The 22673-nt window shown below is 75.8% G+C and carries 20 protein-coding genes; 6 read left to right on the forward strand and 14 right to left on the reverse strand.

Annotated features, from left to right (window positions below):
* Positions 1-5: 5 nt before the first annotated feature.
* Both EDC57_RS05430 and EDC57_RS05435 read right to left on the reverse strand, forming a co-directional pair.
* The gene (locus EDC57_RS05430) at positions 6-1709 is read right to left on the reverse strand and encodes a hypothetical protein (protein ID WP_123400813.1); all 1704 of its coding nucleotides are present in this window, start codon (positions 1707-1709) and stop codon (positions 6-8) included.
* Positions 1710-1765: 56 nt separating this feature from the next.
* Positions 1766-2803: a KamA family radical SAM protein gene (locus tag EDC57_RS05435; RefSeq protein WP_245995131.1), complete on the reverse strand. Its 1038-nt coding sequence runs from the start codon at positions 2801-2803 to the stop codon at positions 1766-1768.
* A gap of 74 nt (positions 2804-2877) precedes the next feature.
* Between EDC57_RS05435 and efp the strand changes: the two genes are divergently transcribed.
* From efp to EDC57_RS05450, 3 genes are read left to right on the forward strand one after another with little or no spacing between them, the layout of a single operon-like run.
* Positions 2878-3447, forward strand: a complete 570-nt coding sequence (gene efp / locus EDC57_RS05440) for an elongation factor P (RefSeq protein WP_123400815.1) — start codon at positions 2878-2880, stop codon at positions 3445-3447.
* Between the two features lie 16 nt (positions 3448-3463).
* Positions 3464-4423: an EF-P lysine aminoacylase EpmA gene (gene epmA, locus EDC57_RS05445; protein WP_123400816.1), complete on the forward strand. Its 960-nt coding sequence runs from the start codon at positions 3464-3466 to the stop codon at positions 4421-4423.
* Between the two features lie 59 nt (positions 4424-4482).
* Complete coding sequence (locus EDC57_RS05450) at positions 4483-6270, forward strand: acyl-CoA dehydrogenase C-terminal domain-containing protein (protein WP_123400817.1); 1788 nt, start codon at positions 4483-4485, stop codon at positions 6268-6270.
* A gap of 16 nt (positions 6271-6286) precedes the next feature.
* On the opposite strand, the gene EDC57_RS05455 is transcribed toward EDC57_RS05450, so the two are convergent.
* Entirely contained in the window at positions 6287-7567 is a 1281-nt protein-coding gene (locus tag EDC57_RS05455) for a hydroxyacid-oxoacid transhydrogenase (RefSeq protein WP_123400818.1), read from the reverse strand.
* A 68-nt stretch (positions 7568-7635) separates the two neighbouring features.
* Between EDC57_RS05455 and EDC57_RS05460 the strand changes: the two genes are divergently transcribed.
* Positions 7636-8073, forward strand: coding sequence for a PaaI family thioesterase (locus EDC57_RS05460; RefSeq protein ID WP_245995132.1), 438 nt, complete (start codon positions 7636-7638; stop codon positions 8071-8073).
* On the opposite strand, the gene EDC57_RS05465 is transcribed toward EDC57_RS05460, so the two are convergent.
* Complete coding sequence (locus EDC57_RS05465) at positions 8063-9484, reverse strand: NAD-dependent succinate-semialdehyde dehydrogenase (RefSeq protein WP_245995133.1); 1422 nt, start codon at positions 9482-9484, stop codon at positions 8063-8065. The genes EDC57_RS05460 and EDC57_RS05465 overlap by 11 nt on opposite strands.
* A gap of 122 nt (positions 9485-9606) precedes the next feature.
* Between EDC57_RS05465 and corA the strand changes: the two genes are divergently transcribed.
* On the forward strand, positions 9607-10668 hold the full coding sequence (gene corA, locus EDC57_RS05470) for a magnesium/cobalt transporter CorA (RefSeq protein WP_170165044.1): 1062 nt from the start codon (positions 9607-9609) through the stop codon (positions 10666-10668).
* Between the two features lie 13 nt (positions 10669-10681).
* Here corA and EDC57_RS05475 read toward each other — a convergent pair whose 3' ends face one another.
* The 7 genes from EDC57_RS05475 to EDC57_RS05505 all read right to left on the reverse strand — a co-directional run bounded on the left by EDC57_RS05475 (position 10682) and on the right by EDC57_RS05505 (position 17347).
* On the reverse strand, positions 10682-11902 hold the full coding sequence (locus EDC57_RS05475; RefSeq protein WP_123400820.1) for an SLC13 family permease: 1221 nt from the start codon (positions 11900-11902) through the stop codon (positions 10682-10684).
* A 2-nt stretch (positions 11903-11904) separates the two neighbouring features.
* Positions 11905-12471 (reverse strand): GNAT family N-acetyltransferase, encoded by a 567-nt coding sequence (locus EDC57_RS05480; RefSeq protein ID WP_170165045.1) that lies wholly within the window; start codon positions 12469-12471, stop codon positions 11905-11907.
* A gap of 14 nt (positions 12472-12485) precedes the next feature.
* A complete protein-coding gene (locus EDC57_RS05485; RefSeq protein ID WP_170165046.1) occupies positions 12486-13484 on the reverse strand; it encodes a D-alanine--D-alanine ligase family protein in 999 nt (332 codons plus the stop codon).
* Between the two features lie 20 nt (positions 13485-13504).
* Positions 13505-14506 (reverse strand): D-alanine--D-alanine ligase family protein, encoded by a 1002-nt coding sequence (locus EDC57_RS05490; RefSeq protein ID WP_123400823.1) that lies wholly within the window; start codon positions 14504-14506, stop codon positions 13505-13507.
* Positions 14491-15807, reverse strand: a complete 1317-nt coding sequence (locus EDC57_RS05495; protein WP_123400824.1) for a KamA family radical SAM protein — start codon at positions 15805-15807, stop codon at positions 14491-14493. The genes EDC57_RS05490 and EDC57_RS05495 overlap by 16 nt, the downstream gene beginning before the upstream one ends.
* 156 nt (positions 15808-15963) lie before the next feature.
* Complete coding sequence (locus EDC57_RS05500; RefSeq protein ID WP_123400825.1) at positions 15964-16854, reverse strand: c-type cytochrome; 891 nt, start codon at positions 16852-16854, stop codon at positions 15964-15966.
* 37 nt (positions 16855-16891) lie between these two features.
* A complete protein-coding gene (locus EDC57_RS05505) occupies positions 16892-17347 on the reverse strand; it encodes a c-type cytochrome (RefSeq protein WP_123400826.1) in 456 nt (151 codons plus the stop codon).
* A gap of 197 nt (positions 17348-17544) precedes the next feature.
* On the opposite strand from EDC57_RS05505, the gene EDC57_RS05510 reads away from it, so the two are divergent.
* Positions 17545-18600 (forward strand): MBL fold metallo-hydrolase, encoded by a 1056-nt coding sequence (locus tag EDC57_RS05510; RefSeq protein WP_211331882.1) that lies wholly within the window; start codon positions 17545-17547, stop codon positions 18598-18600.
* A 7-nt stretch (positions 18601-18607) separates the two neighbouring features.
* Here EDC57_RS05510 and EDC57_RS05515 read toward each other — a convergent pair whose 3' ends face one another.
* The 3 genes from EDC57_RS05515 to EDC57_RS05525 are packed head-to-tail and all read right to left on the reverse strand — an operon-like array spanning position 18608 to position 22649.
* Entirely contained in the window at positions 18608-19432 is an 825-nt protein-coding gene (locus EDC57_RS05515) for an SDR family oxidoreductase (protein WP_123400827.1), read from the reverse strand.
* A 35-nt stretch (positions 19433-19467) separates the two neighbouring features.
* Positions 19468-21945 carry an ABC transporter permease gene (locus tag EDC57_RS05520; protein ID WP_123400828.1) on the reverse strand — a complete coding sequence of 826 codons (2478 nt, stop codon included), beginning with the start codon at positions 21943-21945 and terminating at the stop codon, positions 19468-19470.
* Entirely contained in the window at positions 21942-22649 is a 708-nt protein-coding gene (locus tag EDC57_RS05525) for an ABC transporter ATP-binding protein (RefSeq protein WP_123400829.1), read from the reverse strand. Before EDC57_RS05525 ends, EDC57_RS05520 begins: the two co-directional genes overlap by 4 nt.
* Positions 22650-22673 lie beyond the last annotated feature (24 nt).

Genomic DNA, 22673 nt, shown 5'->3' on the forward strand with positions numbered 1-22673 from the left:
CCGCTTCAGTCCCCCACCGCCCGGCCGGGGGCGGCCTCGCCCCCGCCGCGGCCCCGCTCGAGCTCGAAGCGGGCGTAGAGACGTCCGCCCTCGAGCCGCCGGCCGAGCCGGGCGGGCACGGGCTCGCCGCCGGCGTCGACGGTGACGTGCTCGCCGCTGCGAAAGAGGCGCGCCGGCAGCACCAGGCTCGCCGGCTGGGCGAGCGCGGGCAGCGGCGGCAGCAGCAGCGCGCGGCAGGCGCGTGCGCCCTCGCCGGACCGCTCGCGCACCGTCGCCGCCACCGCGCTGGGGGCGATGAGCTGGACGCCGAAGCGGGTCCGCGCGTCGTCCTCGCGGCGCACCCACCGCACCATGCCGATGGTCCACTCGACGGCGGCGGGCTCGCGACGCAGGGCGCAGACCTCGCCGATGCGAAGCTCGCCGCCGCGGTCGCCCGCGGTGAGCTCGAAGCAGTAGCCGCCTGCACTCTCGTCGACGGCGCGGGCGGTGGCCGGCGCCGGGCGCGGCGGCGCCGGGCGTGGCGCGGGGTCGGTGCGCGCCTGGGCGGGCAGGCCGTAGACGCGGCTCCAGACGTCGTCCGCCTCCGGGTCGAAGAGATACTCGCCGGGGTCGCGGGGGCGGTCCTCGGAGAGGACGTCGAGCTCGATCCCGTGGGGGCTCGGCCCCCGCGGGGCGTCGTCGGGCGCGAGGGCGGCGTGGACCGCGCTCAGGCCGAGCACGATCTCCATCGCCTGGTCGCTGCGGCTGCGCGAGAAGCCGCGGCGCGCGGCGGACGACCATGCCCGCACCAGGCGCGCCAGCAGCTCCTCGCGGGCCGTCGGCAGGGGGCCGGCGAGGGCCTCGAGGGAGCCGTTCTCCTGGCGCAGCCGGCCGACCAGCGGCCGCGTGTCGAGCAGCCGCTGGAACGGCCCCAGGGTCTGGGTCGGGGCGGGCAGGGGCTGGGGCGGGGCGTCGGCGAGGAGATCCACCATGAAGAGGCCGTCCCGCTCGTCGGCCCGGCGCTCGTCGAGAAGCAGGCAGCGCGGTGCCAGCGCCCCCGCGAGCGCCCAGACCCACTGCAGCTCCTCCAGCGAGAGCTGCCACGGGGAGGCGAGGTGGAGCAGGGCCGCGCGGCGGTAGCCGTCGGCTGGGGTCGGCGGCAGGGTCGCGGGGACGTCGGGGCGCCGCGCGGCGATGGCGAGGCCCTCGGCGTTGAGCAGGAGCTGGTTGAGCTCGAGCCAGAGTCCGGCGGGGCAGGGATGGTAGGCGCGGCAGGCGCTCACCAGGACCTCGGCGAGATGGCCGACGGCGCCGCAGTGCGCGAGCGCGAGGGCGCCGCGCGACAGCCGCCCCAGCAGGCCCGCCCGGCCGTGATCCAGGATGGCGTGCTTGTAGGCGACGGCGGCCTCCCGGTGCAGCGCCCCGCACAGCGCCAGGAGGCGGTCGCGGCCGCCGCCTTCGCGCAGCCGCCGCAGCAGGGCCGCGCCCAGGTCCCCGAGGACGGGCTCGAGCAGCAGGACGAAGCGCAGCCGGTCGCCGGGGCGCGCCGGGCGGCGGTTGCTCTCGCCGAGGGCGCGCAGCACCTCGGTGCCGGCGCGGGCGGGGTCCGCGAGCGGCAGCTCGCCGATCCACCCGCGCGCCCGCCGCGGCGATTCCACGAGCGGATGGGGCCGGTCGCCCTCGGTCCGGGGGACCCGCAGCAGCGGGATCTGTCCTTCGCCCGTCGTCAAGCGATCGTCCCTCGGGGGTGTTCCGCGGCCGCGCGTCGGTGGCGTATCCCGCCGGACTATAGTCGCGACGCATCCGCGGCTTCAACCGCGGCGGCAAGCTCCCGCTTGGCCGCATCGCCGGGTACCTCGCGCACCAGCCGCGGCACCAGGTAGCCCGGCAGGCGGGCGCGCAGCGCCCGGTGCAGGGCCAGGGCCTCGGCGTCCGGGACGCCGAAGTGGGCGGCCCCGCGCACGGGGTCAAGCTGGTGCAGGTAGTAGGGCAGGACCCCGTGGTCGAGGAGGGCCTCGGAGAGCGCGGCGAGGGCGGGGACGCTGTCGTTGACGCCGCGCAGCAGCACGGCCTGGTTGAGGAGGACGACGCCTCCGCCGCGCAGGGCGGCGAGCGCCGCCGCCGCATCGGGCCCGAGCTCGGCGGCGTGGTTGACGTGCAGGACCACCACGCAGCGGGCGCGCAGGGCGGACAGCATCGCCACGAGCGGCGCGCCGATGCGCGCGGGCAGGACCACCGGCACGCGGGTGTGGATGCGGATGCGGCGCACGGTGGCCACGCCGTCCACGGCCGCGAGCAGGCGTCGCAGGGGCGGGTCCGGCAGCACCAGGGGATCGCCGCCGCTCAGGATCACCTCGTGCAGGCCCGGGTCGGCGCGCAGCCTCGCCGCCACCGCCTCCGGGCGGGCGCCGTCGCGGTGGGGGTAGTGGCGGCGGAAGCAGTAGCGGCAGTGGACCGCGCACGCCGTGGTGGGCATCACCAGGAGGCGGCCCCGGTACTTCTGCAGCAGTCCGGGGCCGCGGCGGGCGGCGAGGTCGCCCACGGGGTCGTCCACGAAGCCGGGCACGGGCGCGAGCTCGGCCGCGGCGGGGAGGAACTGGGCGAGGACGGGGTCGGCGGGGTCGCCGCGGCGGATGCGCTCCAGCACCGTGGCGGTCACGCGCACGGGGAAGTCGGCCGCGGCGGCCCGCTCGGCCTCGGCCGGCGCCCCCAGTCCGGCCGCCGCCCGCAGGGCCTCGGGCGTGCGCAGCGCGGCGGCGAGGGCGCGGCGCCAGTCGCCGACGGCGGGGGCGGCGCCGGTCATCTCGTGCGAAGGCGGGGGCATCGAGCTATTATACGCGGCCGCCGCGGGGGGGCGCCCTGCGGCCAGGGTGACAGACAGCGAGGTGTGAGGGGGCGATGGCGACGGTCAGCACCAACCAGTTCCGCAGCGGTCTCAAGGTCCTGCTTGACGGCGAGCCCTGCGTCATCGTGGAGAACGAGTTCGTCAAGCCGGGCAAGGGCCAGGCCTTCAACCGGGTGAAGTTCCGCAACCTCCTCACCGGGCGCATCCTCGACCGCACCTTCAAGAGCGGAGAGTCGGTGGAGCTTGCCGACGTGCACGAGACCGAGATGCAGTACCTCTACCACGACGGCGAGCAGTGGCACTTCATGGTCCCCGAGACCTTCGAGCAGTACGCCGCCGACGAGGCCGCCGTGGGTGACGCCGCCAAGTGGCTCAAGGAGCAAGACCTCTGCCAGGTCACGCTGTGGAACGACCGCCCGATCGCGGTCACGCCCCCCAACTTCGTGGTCCTGGAGATCGTCGAGACCGACCCCGGGGTGCGCGGCGACACCGCCACCGGCGGTACCAAGCCGGCGACCCTCGAGACCGGCGCCGTGGTGCGGGTGCCGCTCTTCGTCGAGGCGGGCGAGCGGATCAAGGTCGACACCCGCACCGGCGAATACGTCTCCCGCGCCAAGGAATGAGCCCGCGCCGGGCGCCGTGAGCGCGCCGGACTGGGGCCCGGCCTGCTCCCGCGCCGTCCTCGAGGCGCGCGCGCGCCTGCTCGCCGCCGTGCGCGCCTTCTTCGCCGCGCGCGGGGTGCTGGAGGTGGAGACGCCGCTGCTGTCCGCCGGCACCGTCACCGACCCCGCCCTCGAGCCCCTGCGCACCCGCGTCGGCGGGCGGCGCCGCCACCTCCAGACCTCGCCCGAGTTCCACATGAAGCGCCTGCTGGCGGCGGGCAGCGGCGACATCTACCAGATCACCCGCGCCTTCCGCGGCGGCGAGCGGGGGGCGCGCCACAACGTCGAGTTCACGATCCTCGAGTGGTACCGCGTGGGCTGGGACCACCACCGCCTCATGGACGAGGTGGAGGCCCTGCTCGCGGCGGTGGCGCCGGGACGGTTCGCGCCCGCCGAGCGGCTCACCGTGCGCGAGGCCTGGCGCCGCCACCTGGGGCTCGATCCGCACCGGGCCGGGCGGGCGGCGCTGCGCGCGGCGGCGGCCGCGGCCGGGGTGGTGCTGCGCGGCGACGAGCCGCGCGAGGTCCTGCTCGACGCCCTCACCGCGCTGTGGGTGCAGCCGCGGCTCGGGCGCGGCGGCCGTCCCGCCTTCCTCCACGACTACCCGGCCTGCCAGGCGGCGCTGGCGCGCGTGCGCGGCGCGGGCGCCGACGCGGTGGCCGAGCGCTTCGAGCTCTACCTCGACGGCATGGAGATCGCCAACGGCTTCCACGAGCTCACCGACCCGGCCGAGCAGGCCCGGCGCATGATCGCCGAGCGGCGCGCGCGGCGGCGCGCGGGGCGCCCGGGGGGCGGCGACCGGCGGCTGCTCGCGGCCCTGCGCGCGGGGCTTCCCGCCTGCGCCGGGGTCGCCCTCGGCCTCGACCGCCTGCTCATGGTCCTCGCCGGTGCGCGCACCATCGACGAGGTCCTCGCCTTCCCGGAGGGGCGCGCCTGACCGCCGCCCCGCGGCCGCTATAATGGGCCGATTCAATCCCTTGATGGAGGAGAGGGACGGTGGCCCAGTATCAGGCTCCCCTGCGCGACATGCGCTTCGTGCTCTACGAGCTGCTGGATGCCGGGCGGGCGCTCGCCGAGCTGCCCGGGTGCGAGGAGGCGACCCCGGATCTCGTGGGCGCCGTGCTGGAGGAGGCCGGGCGCATCGCCGAGGAGGTCCTCTTCCCTCTCAATCGCAGCGGCGACGAGGAGGGCTGCCGCCTCGAGGACGGGCAGGTGTCCACGCCGCGCGGCTTCCGCGAGGCCTACCGCCTCTTCTGCGAGGGCGGCTGGCCCGGCATCGGCGCCGACCCCGACTACGGCGGCCAGGGCCTGCCGACCCTGGTGGAGTTCCAGGTCCACGAGATGTGGAGCGCGGCCAACGTCGCCTTCAGCCTCTACCCGGTGCTGACCGCCGGGGCCTACCGCGCCATCCGCGCCCACGCCGACGAGGCCCTCAGGCGCCGCTTCCTGCCGCCCATGGTGGAGGGGCGCTGGTCCGGCACCATGTGCCTGACCGAGGCCCACTGCGGCACCGACCTCGGGCTGCTGCGCACGCGCGCGGTGCCCGCGGGCGACGGCGGCTACCGCATCACGGGGACCAAGATCTTCATCACCGGCGGCGACCAGGATCTCACCGAGAACATCGTCCACCTGGTGCTCGCCCGCCTGCCCGACGCCCCCGAGGGGGTGCGCGGCATCAGCCTCTTCCTCGTGCCCAAGCGCAAGGTGCGCGAGGACGGCAGCCTCGGCGAGGCCAACGGCGTCTCGCCGGGGGCCATCGAGCACAAGATGGGGATCCGGGGGGCGGCCACCTGCGTCATGAACTTCGACGACGCCGAGGGCTACCTCGTGGGTCCGCCCAACAAGGGCCTGGCCTGCATGTTCACGATGATGAACCTCGAGCGGCTCGCCATCGGGATGCAGGGCCTGGGGCTCGGCGAGGTGGCCTACCAGAGCGCCGCGGCCTACGCGCGCGAACGCCTCCAGGGCCGCTTCATGGGCGGGCCGCGCGATCCGGACCGCCCCGCCGATCCCATCGTGGTCCATCCCGACGTGCGCCGCATGCTGCTCACGGCGCGGGCCTACAACGAGGGCAACCGCGCCCTGTGCGCCTGGGCGGCGCTCGCCATCGACCAGGCCGAACGGCACCCCGACCCGGCGGTGCGCGAGGCCGCCGACGACCTGGTGGCGCTGCTCACGCCCATCATCAAGGCCTTCGTCTCCGACTGCGGCTTCGAGGTCTGCAACCTCGGGCTGCAGGTCTTCGGCGGCCACGGCTACATCCGCGAGCACGGCATGGAGCAGCTCGTGCGCGACGCCCGCATCGCCCAGATCTACGAGGGCACCAACGGCATCCAGGCCCTCGACCTGGTGCGGCGCAAACTCTTCCTCCACGACGGGCGCCTGCCCGGGCGCTTCTTCGCCCCGGTGGAGGCCTTCGTGCGCGAGGCCCACGGGCGCGCGGGCATGGGCGAGTTCGTGGTGCCTCTGGAGGATGCCCTGCGCAGGCTGCGCGCGGTCACGGCCTGGCTGCAGGAGGAGGGGCCGCAGCGCCCGGAGGAGCTCGGCGCCGCCGCCACCGACTACCTGCGCATGTTCGGCCTCACCGCGCTCGCCTACCTCTGGGCGCGCGCGGCGGCGGTCGCCCTCGAGCGCCTCGACGGCCCCGAGCGGCCCTTCTACGAGGGCAAGCTCGCGGTGGCCCGCTTCTACATGCAGCGGCTGCTGCCCCAGGTCCACGCCCTCGAGGCCGCGGTGCGCGCAGGCGGCGCCACCCTCATGGCCCTGCCCGACGAGGCCTTCTGAGGACGGCGGGCGGCGCTCACCACAGCCGGAGGCTGTCGCGGAAGACGGCCTCGAGCAGCGCCGCGTCCACCGCCACCGGCGCGTTCACCAGCAGCCGCTGCTGGGCCAGCGTGCCCTCCACCAGGGCCGGGATGTCGGCCGCCGTGTAGCCCACCTCGGCGAGGCCGTTGGGCAGCTCCAGCTCGCGCAGCAGTGCCGTCATCCACTCCGCCAGCGCCGCCCCGGCCTCCTCCGGGGCCACCGCCCCGGCGTCGCCGCCGAGGTGGCGCAGGGCCTCGCGGGTGCGCTCCGGGGCGTGGGGGCCGAGGTGGCGGAAGCTCGCCGGCGTGCCGAGGGCCACCGAGATCCCGTGCGGCACCAGCGGCCCCTCGCCCGGCCAGCCGCGGGGGCGGAAGCCGCGCACCAGCCCCGCGATGGGGTAGGACATGGCATGGGGCAGGTGCACGCCGGCGTTGCCGAAGCCCATGCCCGCGTAGGTGGCGGCGAGCATGAGACGGGTGCGGGCCTCGCGGTCGCCCGGCTCGTGGTAGGCGCGGGCGAGCCAGCGCGCCCCGAGCCGGATCGCCTCCGCCGCCCACAGGTCGCTCACCGGGTTGGCCCCCACGTAGGCGGGGCGCTGGGCCGGATCGGCGGGGGCGGGACGGCGGTCGTAGGGCAGGCTGGTGTAGGACTCGAGGGCGTGGCAGAGGACGTCGAGGCCGCAGGAGGCGGTCACCGCCGGCGGCAGGGTGAGGGTGGTCTGCGGGTCCACCACGGCGAGGCGGGGGCGCAGGTGGCGGTGCGAGACACCGGTCTTGACCTTGCGCTCGAGCAGGTCCAGCACCGCCACCGAGGTGGTCTCGCTGCCGGTGCCGGCGGTGGTGGGGATCGCCACCAGCGGCTTGAGGGGGCCGGGCACCGGGCGGCCATCGCCCAGCGGCCGGTTGATGTAGGCCATGAGGTCGGCGGGGTGGGTGGTGTAGAGGTTCACGGCCTTGGCGGTGTCGATGGCGGAGCCGCCGCCGAGGCCGATGAAGCCGTCCCAGGCGCCCTCGCGGGCGAAGGCGATGGCCTCGCGCCAGCTCGCGTCGGTGGGCTCGCTGCGCACCCCGTCCCAGACCACCACCTCGACCCCGCAGGTCCGCGCCCGCTCGGCCACGCGCTCGGCGTGCCCGGCGGCGGCCACGCCGGGGTCGGTGAGCAGCAGCACCCGCCGCAGGCCGAGGGCGGCGAGATCGTGGCCGATCTCGTCGAGGGCCCCCCAGCCGAACTTGAGGGGGACGGTCTCCATCGTGAAGACGCGGTTCATCTCCGCCATGGGCAGGCTCCTCCGGCCAGGGCTTGCAGGCTATTATGGTTGAATTCCCAACCGTTGCGGGGGGCGACGTGAGCGCCATCAGCGCCGCCGAGTTCGAGACCATCGCGCGGGAGGAGGTGCCCTTCGTCGGCCGCCTCGGGCTGCGCGTGGAGGCCATCGAGCGGGGGCGGGCGCGCCTGCGCCTGCCCTACCGGGACGACTTCCTGCGCCCGGGCGGCACGGTCTCGGGGCCGGTGCTGATGGCGATCGCGGATGCCGCCATGTACGCCGCGGTGCTGAGCGCGCTGGGGCCGGTCAAGCTCGCCGTCACCACCAACCTCAACTGCAACTTCCTGCGCCGGCCGCGCCCGGCCGACGTCGTCGCCGAGGCCCGCCTGCTCAAGCTGGGACGGCGCCTGGCGGTGGGCGAGGTGGCCCTCTACAGCGAGGGCGACCCCGAGATGGTCGCCCACGTCACCGCCACCTACGCCATCCCGCCCGGGGCCGACGCCGGCCCTAGAGGCTGATCCCGGCGACCTTGACCTCGAGGTACTCCTCGATGCCCTCGGGGCCGCCCTCGCGCCCGAGGCCGCTGTCCTTCATGCCGCCGAAGGGGGCGGCGGCGGCGGTGGGGTTGACGTCGTTGACGCCGATGATGCCGAAGTCGAGGCCCTCCACCGTCCGCCAGGCGCGGGCGAGGTCACGGGTGTAGACGTAGGCGGCGAGGCCGTAGTCGGTGTCGTTGGCGAGCGCCACCGCCTCCGCCGGGTCGTCGAAGGGGATCACCGGGGCCACGGGGCCGAAGGTCTCCTCGCGGTAGACGGTCATCTCCGGGGTGACGTCGGCGAGCACCGTGGGGGCGTAGAAGAAGCCGCCCTCGAGCCCCTCCGGGCGGTGCCCGCCGCAGACCAGGCGCGCTCCCTTGCCCACGGCGTCGGCCACCTGCCGCTCCACCTTGGCCAGCGCCGCCGCGTCCACCAGCGGCCCCATGCCGACCCCCTCCTCGAGGCCGTGGCCGACGCGGATGCGGGCGGCGCGGGCGGCGAAGGTCTCGAGGAAGGTCCCGTAGAGGGGGCGCTGGACGTAGATGCGGTTGGGGCTGATGCAGGCCTGGCCGGCGTTGAGGAACTTCAGGGCCGCGAGCCCCTTGGCCGCGTGCACCGGGTCGGCGTCGGCGAAGACCAGCGCCGGGGCATGGCCGCCGAGCTCCATGGAGATGCGCTTGAGGTGGCGCGCGGCGCGTTCGGCGAGCCGCCGTCCCACCTCGGTGGAGCCGGTGAAGGTGATCTTGGCCACGCGCGGGTCGGCCGTGAGCACCTCGCCCACGGGCGCCGGGTCGGCGGTGGTGACGAGGTTGGCCACCCCCGGCGGCAGCCCCGCCTCGTGCAGGACCTCGAAGACGGCGCGGGCGCACAGCGGGGTCTGCTCGGCCGGCTTGAGGACCGCGGTGCAGCCGGCGGCGAGCGCCGGGCCGAGCTTGCGCGTGAGCATGGAGACGGGGTAGTTCCACGGCGTGATCGCCGCGACCACCCCCACCGGCTGCCGCAGGAGGAGGAAGCGCTGGTCGCGCCGCGCCGAGGGGATGGTGCGGCCGTAGACGCGCTTCGCCTCCTCGGCGTACCACGCGAGGAAGTCGGCGGCGTAGCGCACCTCGGCCAGCGCCGCCTTGAGGGGCTTGCCCTGCTCCCGGCTCATGAGGCGGGCGATGGCCTCGGCCCGCGCGAGCATCCCGGCGTGGGCGCGCTGCAGGAGGGCGGCGCGCTCGTAGGCGCTCGTCTCCCGCCACGCCGGGAAGGCCTCGGCCGCCGCCGCCACCGCGCGCTCGGCGTCCTGCGCGTCGCCGTTCGGGACCTCCCCGAGCCGCTCCCCGGTGGCCGGATCGTGGGAGGGGAAGCGCCGCCCCGAGGCGGCCTCGCACCATTCGCCCGCGATGTACATGGCGCCCTCCTCCTGCGGAATGTTCGATGGCCGAACATCATAGCCGGGGCGGAGGCCGCCGCAAGCGGCGCCGCGCGGGAGCATGGGCCAGAATGGGGGCAGCGCAGCGGGCGGAGGGCGTCATGGCGAAGCAGATGGAAGCGAGGGGCGCGGCGGCGAAGCTGGGGTTGCCCCCCGGCAGCGCCGTGCATGTGGGGGCGGTGAGCGATCCCACACGGGTGGTGGTGACCAGCTGGGGGGAGGGTCCCCCGCAGCGGCGCATCCTCGCGCCCGAGGAGGCCCCGCCGGCGCCTGCTCCGGGGCGGCTGGTGTGGGTGGACGTGGCGGGGCTCGCCGATGCGGCGCGGGTGCGCGCCCTGGCCGTGGGGTACGGCCTCGACGCCCTGCTCGTCGAGGACATCCTTCATACCGGCCAGCGCACCCGGGTCGACGCCGAGGGGACGGGACTGTTCATGATCCTGCGCCTGCCGCGCACGGGCGACGACCCGCTGGATCTCGCCGACGAGCAGATCGCCGTCTTCCTCGCCGAGGGGGTGGTCCTGACCTTCCGGGAGCACGACGACGAGGGCCTCTTCGCCCCGCTCGAGCGCCGATTCGGCCGGCGCGGCCATGCCCCGTCCGGGGCCGACGTCCTCGGCCATGCCGTCGCCGACCTCGTGGTCGATCACGTCTTTCTGGTCCTGGAGCGGCTGGCGGATGTGGAGGAGGAGTTGGAGGCGCTGGTGCTGGAGCGGCCCGAGGCCTTGCCGAGGGCCGCCTTGCACCGGCTGCGGCAGGGCCTGCTGCTGGTGCGGCGGGGGATCGCCCCGCTGCGCGGCGAGCTCGCCGAGCTCGTGCGCGAGGGCCATCCCCTGCTCGGCCGCCAGGCCCGGCACTACCTCCGCGACCTTCTCGACCACGTCCTGCGTGCGGTGGAGGAGGCCGAGGCCATGCGCGAGACCGCGGCGGGGCTCACGGACGCCTATCTCGCCGCCCTCGGCCAGCGCACCAACGAGGTGATGAAGCTGCTGTCGCTGGTGGCCACGGTGTTCCTTCCGCTCACCTTCCTCGCCGGCGTCTATGGCATGAACTTCGAGCACATGCCCGAGCTGCACTGGCGCTGGGCCTACCCCGCCGTCTGGCTGGTGTTCGTGGCGGTGGCGGCGGGGCTGGTGTGGTGGTTCCGCCGCCGCGGGTGGCTTTGAGCCGGCGGCGGCCTCAGCGCAGGAAGGCCCAGTAGAGGAGGAGCTGGAGGAGGGTCAGGGGCGCCCCGGCACGCACGAAGTCGCGCTGGCGCAGGCGCTGCCCGGCGCGGGCGGCGCGCTGGACGATGATGACGTTGCTGGCGGCGCCGAGAAAGAGCAGGTTGCCGGCGACGGTGCTTCCGGCGGCGAGGGCGAGGAGGGTCTCGGTGCCGGCCCCGTGCAGCAGCGGCAGGTAGAGGGCCACGAGGGGGACGTTGGAAAGGACCTGGCTCAGGCCTGCGGAGACGGCGAGGACTGCGGCCGGGGTGCGCGCGGGGCCGGCGATGGCCTCCACGCCCGCGCGCACGAGCGGGCTGCGCCAGGCCGCGGCGACGACGATGAAGAGGCAGGCGAAGAAGAGGAGGGTGTGCCAGTCGATGCCCCGGATCAGCTCGCGCCGGCGGGGGGAGGCGAGGAGGGGGGCGGCGGCGACGAGGGCCATGGCTCCGAGGGGCAGCGGCGCGGCGAGGCCGCTGGCCGCAAGGGCGATGCGGCCGAGCACGAGGACGACCAGGATGGCCATGGAGAAGGCCGCGAGGAGGGCGAGGCGCCGGTCGGAGACGACCACCGGCCGCAGGGTGAGGGGGCCGGTCCGGAAGTCGCCGGGGAAGGCGAGCCTCAGCACCAGCCAGGCAAGCAGCAGTGCCAGCAGCGTCGCCGGGCCGAGGCCGGCGAGGAAGGCGAGGAAGGGCTGGGGCAGGGCCGCCTGCGTGGCGATGAGCAGGTTCTGGGGGTTGCCGATGGGGCTCATGACAGAGCCGGTGGTGATGCCGTAGGCGAGGGCGAGCAGCAGGAGGCGTGGCGGCAGCCGGTGCTCGCGGGCGAGGTGCAGGGCCAGCGGGGTGCCTACCACCGCCAGGGTGTCGTTCATGAGCAGGGCCGAGGCGACACCGCTGGTGAGGACGACCCCGAGGACGAGGCCGTCGGCGCTGCGCGTGCGGGCGAGGAGGGCGTGAGCGCCCGCCTGCAGCAGGCCGCTCCGTGCGAGTCCCTCCCCGATCAGGAACATGCCGGCGAGGAAGGCGATCACCTCGAGGTCGATGGCGCGCAGGGCCTGGGCCGGCCCGATGGCGCCGGTGAGGACCGCGGCCGCGGCGCCAGCGGCCATGACCTGCCAGATGGCAAGGCGCAGGGGCCCCAGCCGGCGCAGCAGGACGAGGCCGAAGGTGGCGACGAGGACGGCGAGGCCGGCCATGCTCAGGTCCCGAGGTCGCGGCAGTAGATCGCCTTGCCGTCGCCCTCGGCGTAGAAGTCGGCGAGGGTCGCCGCGCGCCGGTAGCCGTGGCGCCGGTAGAAGGCCCGCGTGGGTCCGTAGGCGGGCTGGGTCGAGGTCTCGACGTAGATCCTCCTGCCGCCGTCGGCCCGCACCGCCTCCTCCACCCTCCGCAGGAGGGTGGTTCCGATGCCTCGGCGCTGGTGGCGGGGGTCGACTGCGATCCAGTAGAGGTCGTGGCGGCCGTCGGTGGCGGGGATGGGGCCGTGGCACGCGAACCCCACCGGCGTGCCGGCGGCCTCGGCGACCAGGAAGCGGTAGTCGCTGGCCGGCCCGCGGGTGAGCCGGTCCCGCATAAGCTCGGCGGCGACCGCGAGCTCCGCCTCCCGGAAGCGGCCGGTGCGCGCCAGCAGGTCGAGGAGCAGGGGGATGTCCTCCGGCAGCAGCTCCGGACGCACGGTCACCGCGCCGGCATGTTCGGTGGTGCGGCGCGCCTGCCTCCTGCCGCGGGCGGGGGTGGCGTCGCTGCGAAGCGGGTGCTTGCGGGACATGGTCGGCGACGCCTTCAGCGCCCGGCGGCGGCCGCAGCGCGGCCTGTGAGGCTTACGCCGGCGCTGGCGAGGATGTGCGCGATCAGCCCCTCGTAGGTGAGGCCCGCATGAGCCGCGCATGCCGCCATGCCGGCGTCCGGCGCGAGGCCGGGGTTGGGATTGACGTCGATGACCCAGCAGCGCCCGCTGCCGTCCACACGCAGGTCGATGCGGGCGTAGCCGCGCAGGCCGAACAGCGTCCAGCAGCCGCGGGCGAGGTCTGCGGCGCGGGCGATCAGCGCCGGCTCCGCCTGCGGGTCGACGAAACGGCGCGGGGTGGCGAGGTCGGCCGGCGAGCCCGGCCGCCACTTCGCCTCGTAGCCGACGATGCGGGGGCAGCCCGGCGGGAGCCCCTCGAAGCCGATCTCGGCGACGGCCAGCACCCTCGCCCCCCCGCCGCCGTCATCGAGGAGCGCGACATTGAGTTCGCGGCCTTCCACGTAGCGCTCGGCGAACCACTCGCCGCCGTACGCCGCCGTCATCCGCCCGATCCGACGTCGGGCCGAGTCGAGGTCCGGGCAGAGCGCTTCCGCGTCCAGGCCGCGGGAGGCGTGATCCCATGCCGACTTGACGATCCACGGCCCGCCGCCCCCCGACGTCCCATGCCCCGGATCCCGGTCGGGGGTGGGAAGCCCGGCGGCGTGCAGGAGGCGTTTGACCGTGGGCTTGTGGGCACAGGCGAGCAGGGCCGCCGGGGGCGCCCCCGTGATGGGCAGGCCGCAGCCGGCGGCGACGAGGGCGGCCACCGGCGCCAGGGCGTCCTGGCCGCAGAGATCGTCGACGAGGTTGAAGACGGCATCGACCGTGGCCGCTCGCAGGCGGGCGGCGGTGGCGGCGAGATCGAGATCCGCCACCACCGGTACCGGCTCGGCACCGAGGTGGCGCAGCGCCGCTGCGACGGCCTCCCGCTGGACCAGCGTGTCCACCTGGTCCGGGGGGGCGTCCGCGGCCACCGCCCCGTGGAGAAGCGCCACGCGTGTGCACGCCGACGCCGTCATGCCTCGGCCGCGAGGTCGTGCCGGCCGAGCCTGGCCGAGGCACTGGCGAGGATCTCCGCGATCAGCTCGCGGTAGCCCATGCCGCGCAGCGAGGCCAGGATCGCGAGATCGGAGCGCGTCGGGTGGAGCCCGGCCAGGGGGTTGATCTCGAGGAAGCATGGTCGGCCCTCGGCATCGAGGCGCAGGTCCACGCGGGAGGCGTCGCGGCAGCCGAGGACGCGGTGGACGGCAAGCGCGATCTCGGCCGCGGCGGTGGCGTCGGCGTCGTCGACGAGCCGGTAGCGGACCCGTTCCTCGTAGTGCTCCTTGGTCTCGAAGCCGTAGATCCCGCCGTCACGGGGGTCCCGCAGCAGCACCTCCATCACGCCCAGCACCCGTGCGTACGGTCCGGTGCCGAGGATCCCCACGGTGAACTCGCGACCGGGCAGGAAGCACTCCACCAGCGCGGGCTGGGCGTGGCGCACCCACACCCGCCGCACCGCCTCCTCGAGGGCCCGGGCGGACTCGACCCGGGAGGCGGTGCCGATCCCCTTGCTGGTGCCCTCGGCCACCGGCTTGACGAAGAGGGGGTAGGGGAGGGTCGCCGCCCGCGCCAGGTCCGCCTCCTCGGCGACCACGGTGAAATCGGGCGTCGGCAGGCCGGCGTCGCGCACGACGTGCTTGGCCATGCCCTTGTGGAGGGCGACGGCGAGGGTGAGGGCGTCGGAGAACACGAACGGGATCCCCCACCCCTCGAGGAGGGCCGGCACCTGCGCCTCGCGGGCGTAGCCGCGGAGCCCCTCGGCGATGTTGAACACCAGATCCCAGCGCTCGCCGCGGGCGAGCCGAGGGACGAGGTCGTGCAGCGAGCCAATGCGCACCGGGGTGTGGCCGAGGGCCGAGACGGCCTCGGCGAGGGCGTCGATGGTCTCGGGGCGGTCGAACTCGGCCGCCTCCTCCTCGCCGAGGCCGCGTGCCAGGTGCTCGTCGCGCAGGTCGTAGGTCAGGCCGACGCGCACGTGCCCCCCTCCCCCCGGTTTTCCGGAGTCACGGGATCCGGGTAGCGGTAGACGCGCCCCTCGTAGTTGCGCAGAAGAAGCTCGTCGCCGGCGCGCCCCACCACGGGGTCGGGCTGGAGCGGGATCTTGCCGCCGCCGCCCGGTGCATCCACCACGAAGGTCGGCAACGCGTAGCCGCTGGTGTGGCCGCGCAGACCCCGGATCAGCTCGAGGCCGCGGGCCACGGGGGTGCGGAAGTGCGCGGAGCCCGCGATGGGGTCGCACTGGTACAGGTAGTAGGGACGCACGCGCAGGCGCAGCAGGCCGTGGAAGAGCGCGCGCAGGGTCGCGACGTCGTCGTTGATGCCCTTCAGGAGCACGGTCTGGCTCCCGAGGGGGATGCCGGCGTCGGCGAGGCGCGCGCAGGCCGCGGCCACCTCGGGGGTGAGCTCGTCGGGGTGGGTGAAGTGCAGGCTCATCCACAGGGGGTGGAAGCGGCGCAAGGTCTGCACCAGGCCACGGGTGATGCGCTGGGGCAGGACCGCCGGCAGCTTGGTGCCGATGCGGATGATCTCGACGTGGGGGATCGCCCGCAGCCGAGCGAGAATCCACCCCAGCCGCTCGTCGTCGAGGGTCAGCGGGTCGCCGCCGGAGATGAGAACGTCGCGGACCTCCCGATGGGCCTCGATGTAGGCGATGGCGGCCTCGAGATCGCTGCGGCGCAGGGCATGCTCCCCGCCGTCCCCCACCATGCGGGCCCGGGTGCAGTAGCGGCAGTAGACGCCGCAAAGGCTGGTGGCGAGGAACAGGACACGGTCCGGATAGCGGTGGACGATCCCGGGCACCGGGCTCGTGTGCTCCTCACCGAGGGGATCGGTGGCCTCGCCCGGGGTCACGACGAACTCGCACAGCGAGGGCATCACGGCGCGGCGCAGCGGCTGGTCGGCGGCCAGGGGATCGAGCAGGCTCGCGTAGTAGGGCGTGATGCCGAGGGGGAGCGCGCCGCGGTGGCGACGGATCGCCTCGCGCTCGCTCTCGGTCAGTTGAAGGACGCGCTCCACCGCCCCCAGGCTGCGCAGGCGGTTGCGCATCTGCCAGCGCCAGTCGTTCCAGTCGCGGCGGCTCGCGCCGGGAAAGTGTCGGCGGCGGAAGGCGTCGCCGGGGCTTGTCGACGGGCGTCTCGGTGTCCGGACAGGGCGAGGGCTGGTCTGCGGGAGGGAAAGATCGGCGATGGCGGCCGGTGCCGCCTCGGCGGGGGCGACGGACAGCGGCACGCCGCCGTCTGGCGGCTCTTCCTCGAGGCTTGCGCTCTGCTCGCGCATGGGGGTCGCTCCTTTCGTCGATCGGCCGGGCCATCACGCGATGCCCGCCCCGGCCCGCGGGCACACCGGCGCGCGAATCTAGCACAGCGGCGGCCGCACGCAAGGGGTTTCTGCGCCGCCCCGCACGGCTCCGGAGGCACCCGTCGGGGTGTCCCGCTAGCGCCCGCCGGCCGGGGCCTCGGGGTTGGCGATCGGGGGCAGGCTCAGGAGGTAGCGGGCGATGGCCTCGAGGTCGGCGTCGGTGAGGTGGCTCGTCCCCTCGTCGATCACCTCCCCCATGGCGCCGCCGACGAAGTCGCCGTCGGGGAGCATGCCGCTGCGCAGGACCTCGACGAGGTCGCCGACGCGCCAGCGGCCGATGCCGGTCTCGCGGTCCGGCGTGATGTTGGGCACCACCTCGCCCTCGGGGCCGTCCGGGTTGCCGGCGAGGAAGCGGTCCTCGTCCATGGCCCCGGCGAGGTTGCGCGGGGAGTGGCACTCGCCGCAGTGGCCGAGGGCGCGCACCAGGTAGCGGCCGCGGTTCCACCAGGCCGGCCGCGACGGGTCGTCGACGAGCGGTCCGGGCTCGAAGAAGAGCCGCTTCCACGGCCCGAGCAGCCAGCGCTGGCTGACCGGGAAGGGCAGCGCGTGGGGCCGGTTGGGCCGCCGCACCGGCGGCAGCGAGAAGAGGTAGGCCTTGATGGCGAGGAGGTCCTCGTCGCGGATGCCGGTGTAGGAGGTGTAGGGGAAGGCCGGGTAGTAGTGGCTGCCGTCCGGGGCCAGGCCCTCGCGCAGGGCGCGCACGAAGTCGCGGTCGCTCCAGCGGCCGATCCCGGTCTCGGGGTCGGGGGTGATGTTGGGGGTGTGGAAGGTCCCGAACGGGGTCTCGAGGGCCCGCCCTCCGGCGAAGGCGGGCCCGCCCTCGGCGGTGTGGCAGGCCTTGCAGCCGGCCGCGCGCACCAGATAGGCCCCGCGCGCCACGGCGTCGGCGGCACCGGCCCCATCCGCGGCCGGTGCAGGCCCCGCCGCGAGCAGGGCGAGGAGCAGCGTCGTGCAGGCGTGGCGCATGGACGCGGCGGCCGGGCCCCGGCCCGGCCGCCTCCGCTCACGGCTTCTTCTTTTCCTTGCGGTAGTCGTCGTGGCAGCCCTTGCAGGCCTTGCCCACCTTGCCGAACTGCTGCTTGAAGGCGGTGAGGTCGCCGGCCTCGGCGAGACGCGCAAGCTCTGCGCTCTCCCGCTGCAGGGTCTCGGCCTTGGCCTTGAAGTCGTCCCAGTTGTCCCAGATCTCGGGCTTGGCGTTGGTCTCGCCGAGGTCCGAACCCTCCGGGAAGAGGTCCAGCAGGAGGGTGGCGGTCTCGGCGAGGGCGCGGGCGTGGACCTTGAGGTGGGCGGTGTGCTCCACCTTGCCCCGGACCACCGCGGCCATGGAGGCCATGTGGCCGCCGAGGGCCTTCATCCCGGCCTGGCGGTAGTCGATCTGGTCCTGGGGGTCGGCGGCGAGCGCGGCGCCGCCGGCAAGCGCGGCGGCAGCCGCCAGGGCGAGCCATCGCTTTCCTCTCATGCTCTGCTCCTCCTCTGCATCCTGGGCGATCCCGTCCCCGTCGGGAACGCCGTCCAGCGGACAGTATTCCACAGGCTGGGTGCGCCGGCGTCTGTGACGAAGTCACACAGCCCCGCCCTCGGGGGATTGCGGTCTTGTTGCAGAGCAGTACACTGCCCGTCCCGAGGCGCGCCCTGGGGCGCGCCGGGAGAAGCGCCGTGCCAGAGACGAACGAAGCCGCCGCCCGGCCGCTGCCGGCCGGTGTGGCCGCCTACCCCTTCGCGGGCCCGCCCGCGCCCGGGGAGACCGTCGAGGTGGCCCCGGGCGTGCGCTGGGTGCGCATGCCGCTGCCCTTCGCCCTCGACCACGTCAACCTGTGGCTGCTGGAGGACGGCGACGGCTGGGCGGTGGTGGACACCGGCTACACCCGCGACGAGGTGCGCACGCTGTGGGCGGCGGTGCTCGGCCGCCTCGGCACCCCGACGCGGCTGCTGGTCACCCACGGCCACCCGGACCACGTGGGCATGGCCTGGTGGCTGCAGGAGCAGACCGGCGCCGGGCTGTGGATGAGCGACGCCGAGTTCCTTCATGCCCATCTCTGCGCCCGCGACCTGGCCGCCGCCGACGTCGAGGCCCGCTGCCGCTTCTTCCGCCGCCACGGGCTGGCCAACGGCCGCCTCCGCGCCATCGCCGCACGCGGCAACCACTATCGCCGCGGGGTCCCGGCGGTGCCCGAGACCTACCACCGCCTCGCCGACGGCGACACCCTGGAGATCGGGGGGCGGCGCTGGCGGGTGATGATCACCCACGGCCACTCCCCCGAGCACGCCGTCCTCCACTGCGGGGAGCTGGGGGTGCTCATCTCGGGCGACCAGGTCCTGCCGCGCATCACCACCAACGTCAGCGTCTGGCACCCCGAGCCCGAGGCCGACCCGATCCGCCGCTACCTGGACTCGCTCGAGCGGCTGCGCGCGCTGCCCGCCGACACCCTGGTCCTGCCCTCCCACGGCCGCCCCTTCCGCGGGCTGCACGGACGCATCGACGCCCTCGTCGAGCACCACCGCCGCCGCCTCGCCGAGGTCCTGGCGGCGTGCCGGGCGCCCTGCACCGCGGCGGACATCGTCCCCGTGATCTTCCGCCGCGAGCTGGACGTCCACCAGCTCAGCTTCGCCATGGGCGAGGCCATCGCCCATCTCAACCACCTCGCCGCCCAGGGCCGGCTCGAGCGCAGGATCGACGACGACGGCGTCATCCGCTTCGCCGCCGCGGGCTGATCGGGGCTCAGTCCAGGAAGAGGTCGCGCTGCGGCGGCGCGGTGGGGTCCACGGCCCAGGCCGAGAAGTCGCTGACGCCCTCCTCCCGCAGCACCTCCTCGTCGATGCAGAAGCGGCCCGTGAAGGCGCGCGAGGGGCGCGCGAGGATGGCCCGCGCCGCCTCGGCGACGATCTCCGGGCGGCGGCTTCGCCGCAGGACCTCGGGCGGGAAGTGGACCTCGATGGCGGCGGTGGCGATGGTGGTGGCCGGCCAGAGGGAGTTGACGGCGATGCCGTCGGCGGCGAGCTCGGCGGCCATGCCGAGGGTGCACATGGACATGCCGTACTTGGAGATGGTGTAGGCGACGTGGTCGCGGAACCAGCGCGGATCCATGTTGAGGGGCGGGGCGAGGTTGAGGATGTGGGGGTTGGCGGCGCGGCGCAGGTGCGGGATGCAGGCCTGCGAGCAGAGGAAGGTGGCGCGGACGTTGACCGCCATCATGAGGTCGAAGCGCTTGGCCGGGGTCGCCTCGGTGCCCGCGAGGTGGATGGCGCTGGCGTTGTTCACCAGCGCATCGATGCCCCCGAAGGTCTCCGCCGCCTGCGCCACCGCGGCGGCGACGGCCTCCGCGTCGCGCACGTCGAGGCGGATGGCGAGGGCCTCGCCGCCGGCCGCGCGCACCGCCTCGGCGACCTCGTGGATGGTGCCCTCGAGCCGGGGATGGGGCGCGTCGGTCTTGCCCGTGACGACGATGCGCGCGCCCTCGCGGGCGAGGCGCAGGGCGATGGCGCGGCCGATGCCGCGGCTTGCCCCGGTGATGAAGACGGTGCGGCCGGCGAAGGTCTCGCTCATGGTGGCTCCTCCCTCGGTGGATCGACGGACGGTCCTCAGGTGCCGCGCAGGACCGCCAGCGGCGGCGTAGTCAGGGCCTCGCGGGTGCCGGCGAGGCCGGCCAGGGTGATGCCCGCGGCGCCCGCGGCGGCGCCGGCGAGCCAGAGGAGCGGGCGCGGCCGGTAGGCGAGATCCAGCACGCCCTCGGCGACGCCGACGCCGGCGCCGGCGGCGACCGCCGCAGCGGCCAGCCCCGTGGCGAGGCCGAGCAGCAGGTACTCGGTCAGGCAGGCGGCGAGGACGGTCCCGCGGCGCGCGCCCAGCGCCCGCATCAGGGCCGCGGCCTCGCGCCGCTCGGCGGCGGTGGCGCGGGCGCCGGCGTAGAGCACGGTGATGCCGGCGAGCACGGTGAGGAGGAAGACCACCTGGACCGCCCCGGCCAGACGGTCCATGACCCCGCGGACCTGGGCCACGAGGGCGGAGACGTCGAGCACCGTGACTCCCGGGAAGCGCGCGTGGAGCGCCGCCTCCAGGCCCTGCCGTCCCGGCGGCAGGCGGAAGGCGGTGATCCAGGTCGCCGGCCGCCCCTCGAGGGCGCCGGGCTCGGCGAGGACGAAGAAGTTGACGCGCATGGACCCCCAGCGCACGGTGCGCAGGCTCGTCACCACCCCCTCCAGGGGCTCGCCCGCGATCTCGAAGCGCAGGCGGTCGCCGAGCCGGATCCCCAGGGTCTCGGCGAGCCCCGTCTCCACCGAGAACTCCGTCCCGGGGTCGGCGCCCCACCAGCGCCCGGCGGCGAGGGCGTTGCCCTCGGGCGGGGCCTCGCTCCAGGAGAGGTTGAAGTCGCGCACGGCGAGGCGGCGCGCACGCGGGTCGTGGTAGTCCTCGGGGCGCACGCGGCGCGCGCCGATGGCCACCAGGCGGGCGCGGACCATGGGGTAGAGGGGGGCGTCGGCGATGCCGTGGCGGGCGAGGAACGCGCGCAGCGCCTCCACCTCCGAGGGCTGGATGTTGATCAGGAAGCGGTCCGGCGCGTCGTGGGGGAGGTCGCGCTGCCAGGCGGCGAGGAGGTCGCCGCGCACGAGGCCCACCAGCAGCACCGCGGCGAGGGCGAGCCCGAACACCGTGGCCTCGGCGAGGTGCAGCCGCCTGTGGCGCAGCAGGAAGGCGAGGCCGAGCCGCCAGGCGGGGCCGCTGCGCCGCGCGAGCGGCGCGCCCAGATGCATGAGCCCGGCCGTGGCGGCGGCCACTGCGGCCGCCGCCAGGGCGAGCCCGCCGCCGGCCCAGAGCACGGTGCGCAGGTCTCCACCCACGTGGAGGGCGAGGGCGGCGACGGCGAGGACCGCGGCGAGGCGGGCGAGGGCGGCGGCGGGGGGCAGGGGCGCCGGGGTCGCGCGCAGGGTCTGCATCGGCGGTGTCGCCGCCGCCTGCAGCGCCGCCGGCAGGCCGAAGGCGAGGACCGCCACCGCCCCGGCGGCGGCCGCCGTGAGCAGAGGCCCCGCCCCCGGCGGCGGCAGGGCCGGCCCCACGAGGCCGCCGGCGAGGCGCAGCAGGGCGAGATGGGCGAGGAGGCCGAGGGCGAGGCCGGCGGCGCTCCCCGCGGCGGCGATCCCGGCGAGCTGGGCGAGGGCCGCCGCGAGCACCGTCCGCCGCCCCGCACCGAAGGTGCGAAGGAGGGCGAGCGCGGTCGCCTCCCGCGCCAGATGGCGGCGCAGGCCGAGGCCCGCCCCGGCGCCGGCGAGCAGCAGGGTCGCCAGGCCCGCGAGCCCCAGGTAGCGCCCGGCCCGCTCCATCGCCAGGCGCAGCTCCGGGCGGGCGTCCTCGACCCCGGCCCAGCGCAGGGCGGGGTCCTCCCCCTCGTGGGCGGCGCGCAGGCGCGCCAGGGCCGCGCCCGGCCCGGCGAGGAGGAGGGCGTGGTGGGCGTGGCTTCCGGGGGCGAGGAGCCCCGTCGCCGCCAGGTCCTCCAGGCGGATGAGCACGCGCGGGCCGATGGAGAGGAGGTCGCCGCCGCGGTCCGGCTCGTACGTGAGCACCGCGGTCACCCGCAGCGAGGCCTCGCCGAGCCGGATCTCGGCCCCCGGGGCGAGGCCGTCGGCGGCCAACCGCGCGTCCACCCACGCCTCGCCGGGGGCGGGCGGGGCGGCGGCGGGCCGGTCGGGGGCGAAGGGGGCGTCGGCGACGCGCAGGCGCCCGCGCAGCGGATAGCCGGCCGAGACCGCCTTGAGCTCCACCAGGCGCAGCCCGCCGCCGGCGGCCACCATGGTCCGGGTCTCGGTCCAGCGCGCGGCGGCGAGGCCCGCCGCCCCCGCCTCGGCCTCCAGCGCCGGCGGCGGCGGGGCATGGCCGGTGACCGCGAGATCGGCGGCGAGCAGCTCCGCGGCGCCGAGGCGCAGCCCACGCTGGATGCGGTCGGTGGTGGTGCCCACCGCGGCCAGCGCCGCCACCCCCACCGCCACCGCGGCCACCACCACCCCGAGGGTGCCGCCGCGCGCCTCCCGCGCGAGCATCCGCAGGCCGAGGCGGAAGGCCTTCATCCGCCCGCGGCCCGGCGTCGCCCCGCCTCGTGGAGGCGCCCGCCGGCGAGCTCCAGGACGCGGTCGCAGGGGCGGGCGATGCGGGGGTCGTGGGTGACGAGGACGAGGGTGGTGCCGTGCTCGCGGTTGAGGGCGAAGAGCAGCTCCGCCACCTCGCGGCCGGTGGCCTCGTCCAGGTTGCCGGTGGGCTCGTCGGCGAAGAGGATCGCGGGCCGCGGGGCGAAGGCGCGGGCGAGGGCGACCCGCTGCTGCTCGCCGCCGGAGAGCCGCCCCGGGGTGTGGCGGAGGCGGTCGGCGAGGCCGACGCGGGCGAGGGCCTCGCGGGCGCGGGCCTCGGCGTCGGCGGCGCCGGCGAGCTCCAGGGGCAGCATCACGTTCTCCAGCGCGGTCAGCGCCGGCAGGAGCTGGAAGTTCTGGAACACGAAGCCGACGCGGCCGGCGCGGGCGGCGGCGCGCCCCTCCTCGTCGAGGGCGGTGAGCTCGACGCCGTCGAGGCGCACCCGGCCGCGGGTCGGCAGGTCGAGGCCGGCGAGCAGCCCCAGCAGGGTCGACTTGCCCGAGCCCGAGGCGCCGAGGATGGCGAGGCGCTCGCCCCGCGCCACTGAGAGGTCGACGCCGTCGAGGATGGTGAGCTCGCCGCCGGGGGCGGCGACGCGCTTGACGAGGCCAGACGCCTCGATGGCGGGCGGATCGCTTGCGGGCATGGGCGCTCCGGCTGACGGAATCGG

The organism is Inmirania thermothiophila (assembly GCF_003751635.1).
In the GTDB taxonomy this organism is placed as follows: domain Bacteria; phylum Pseudomonadota; class Gammaproteobacteria; order DSM-100275; family DSM-100275; genus Inmirania; species Inmirania thermothiophila.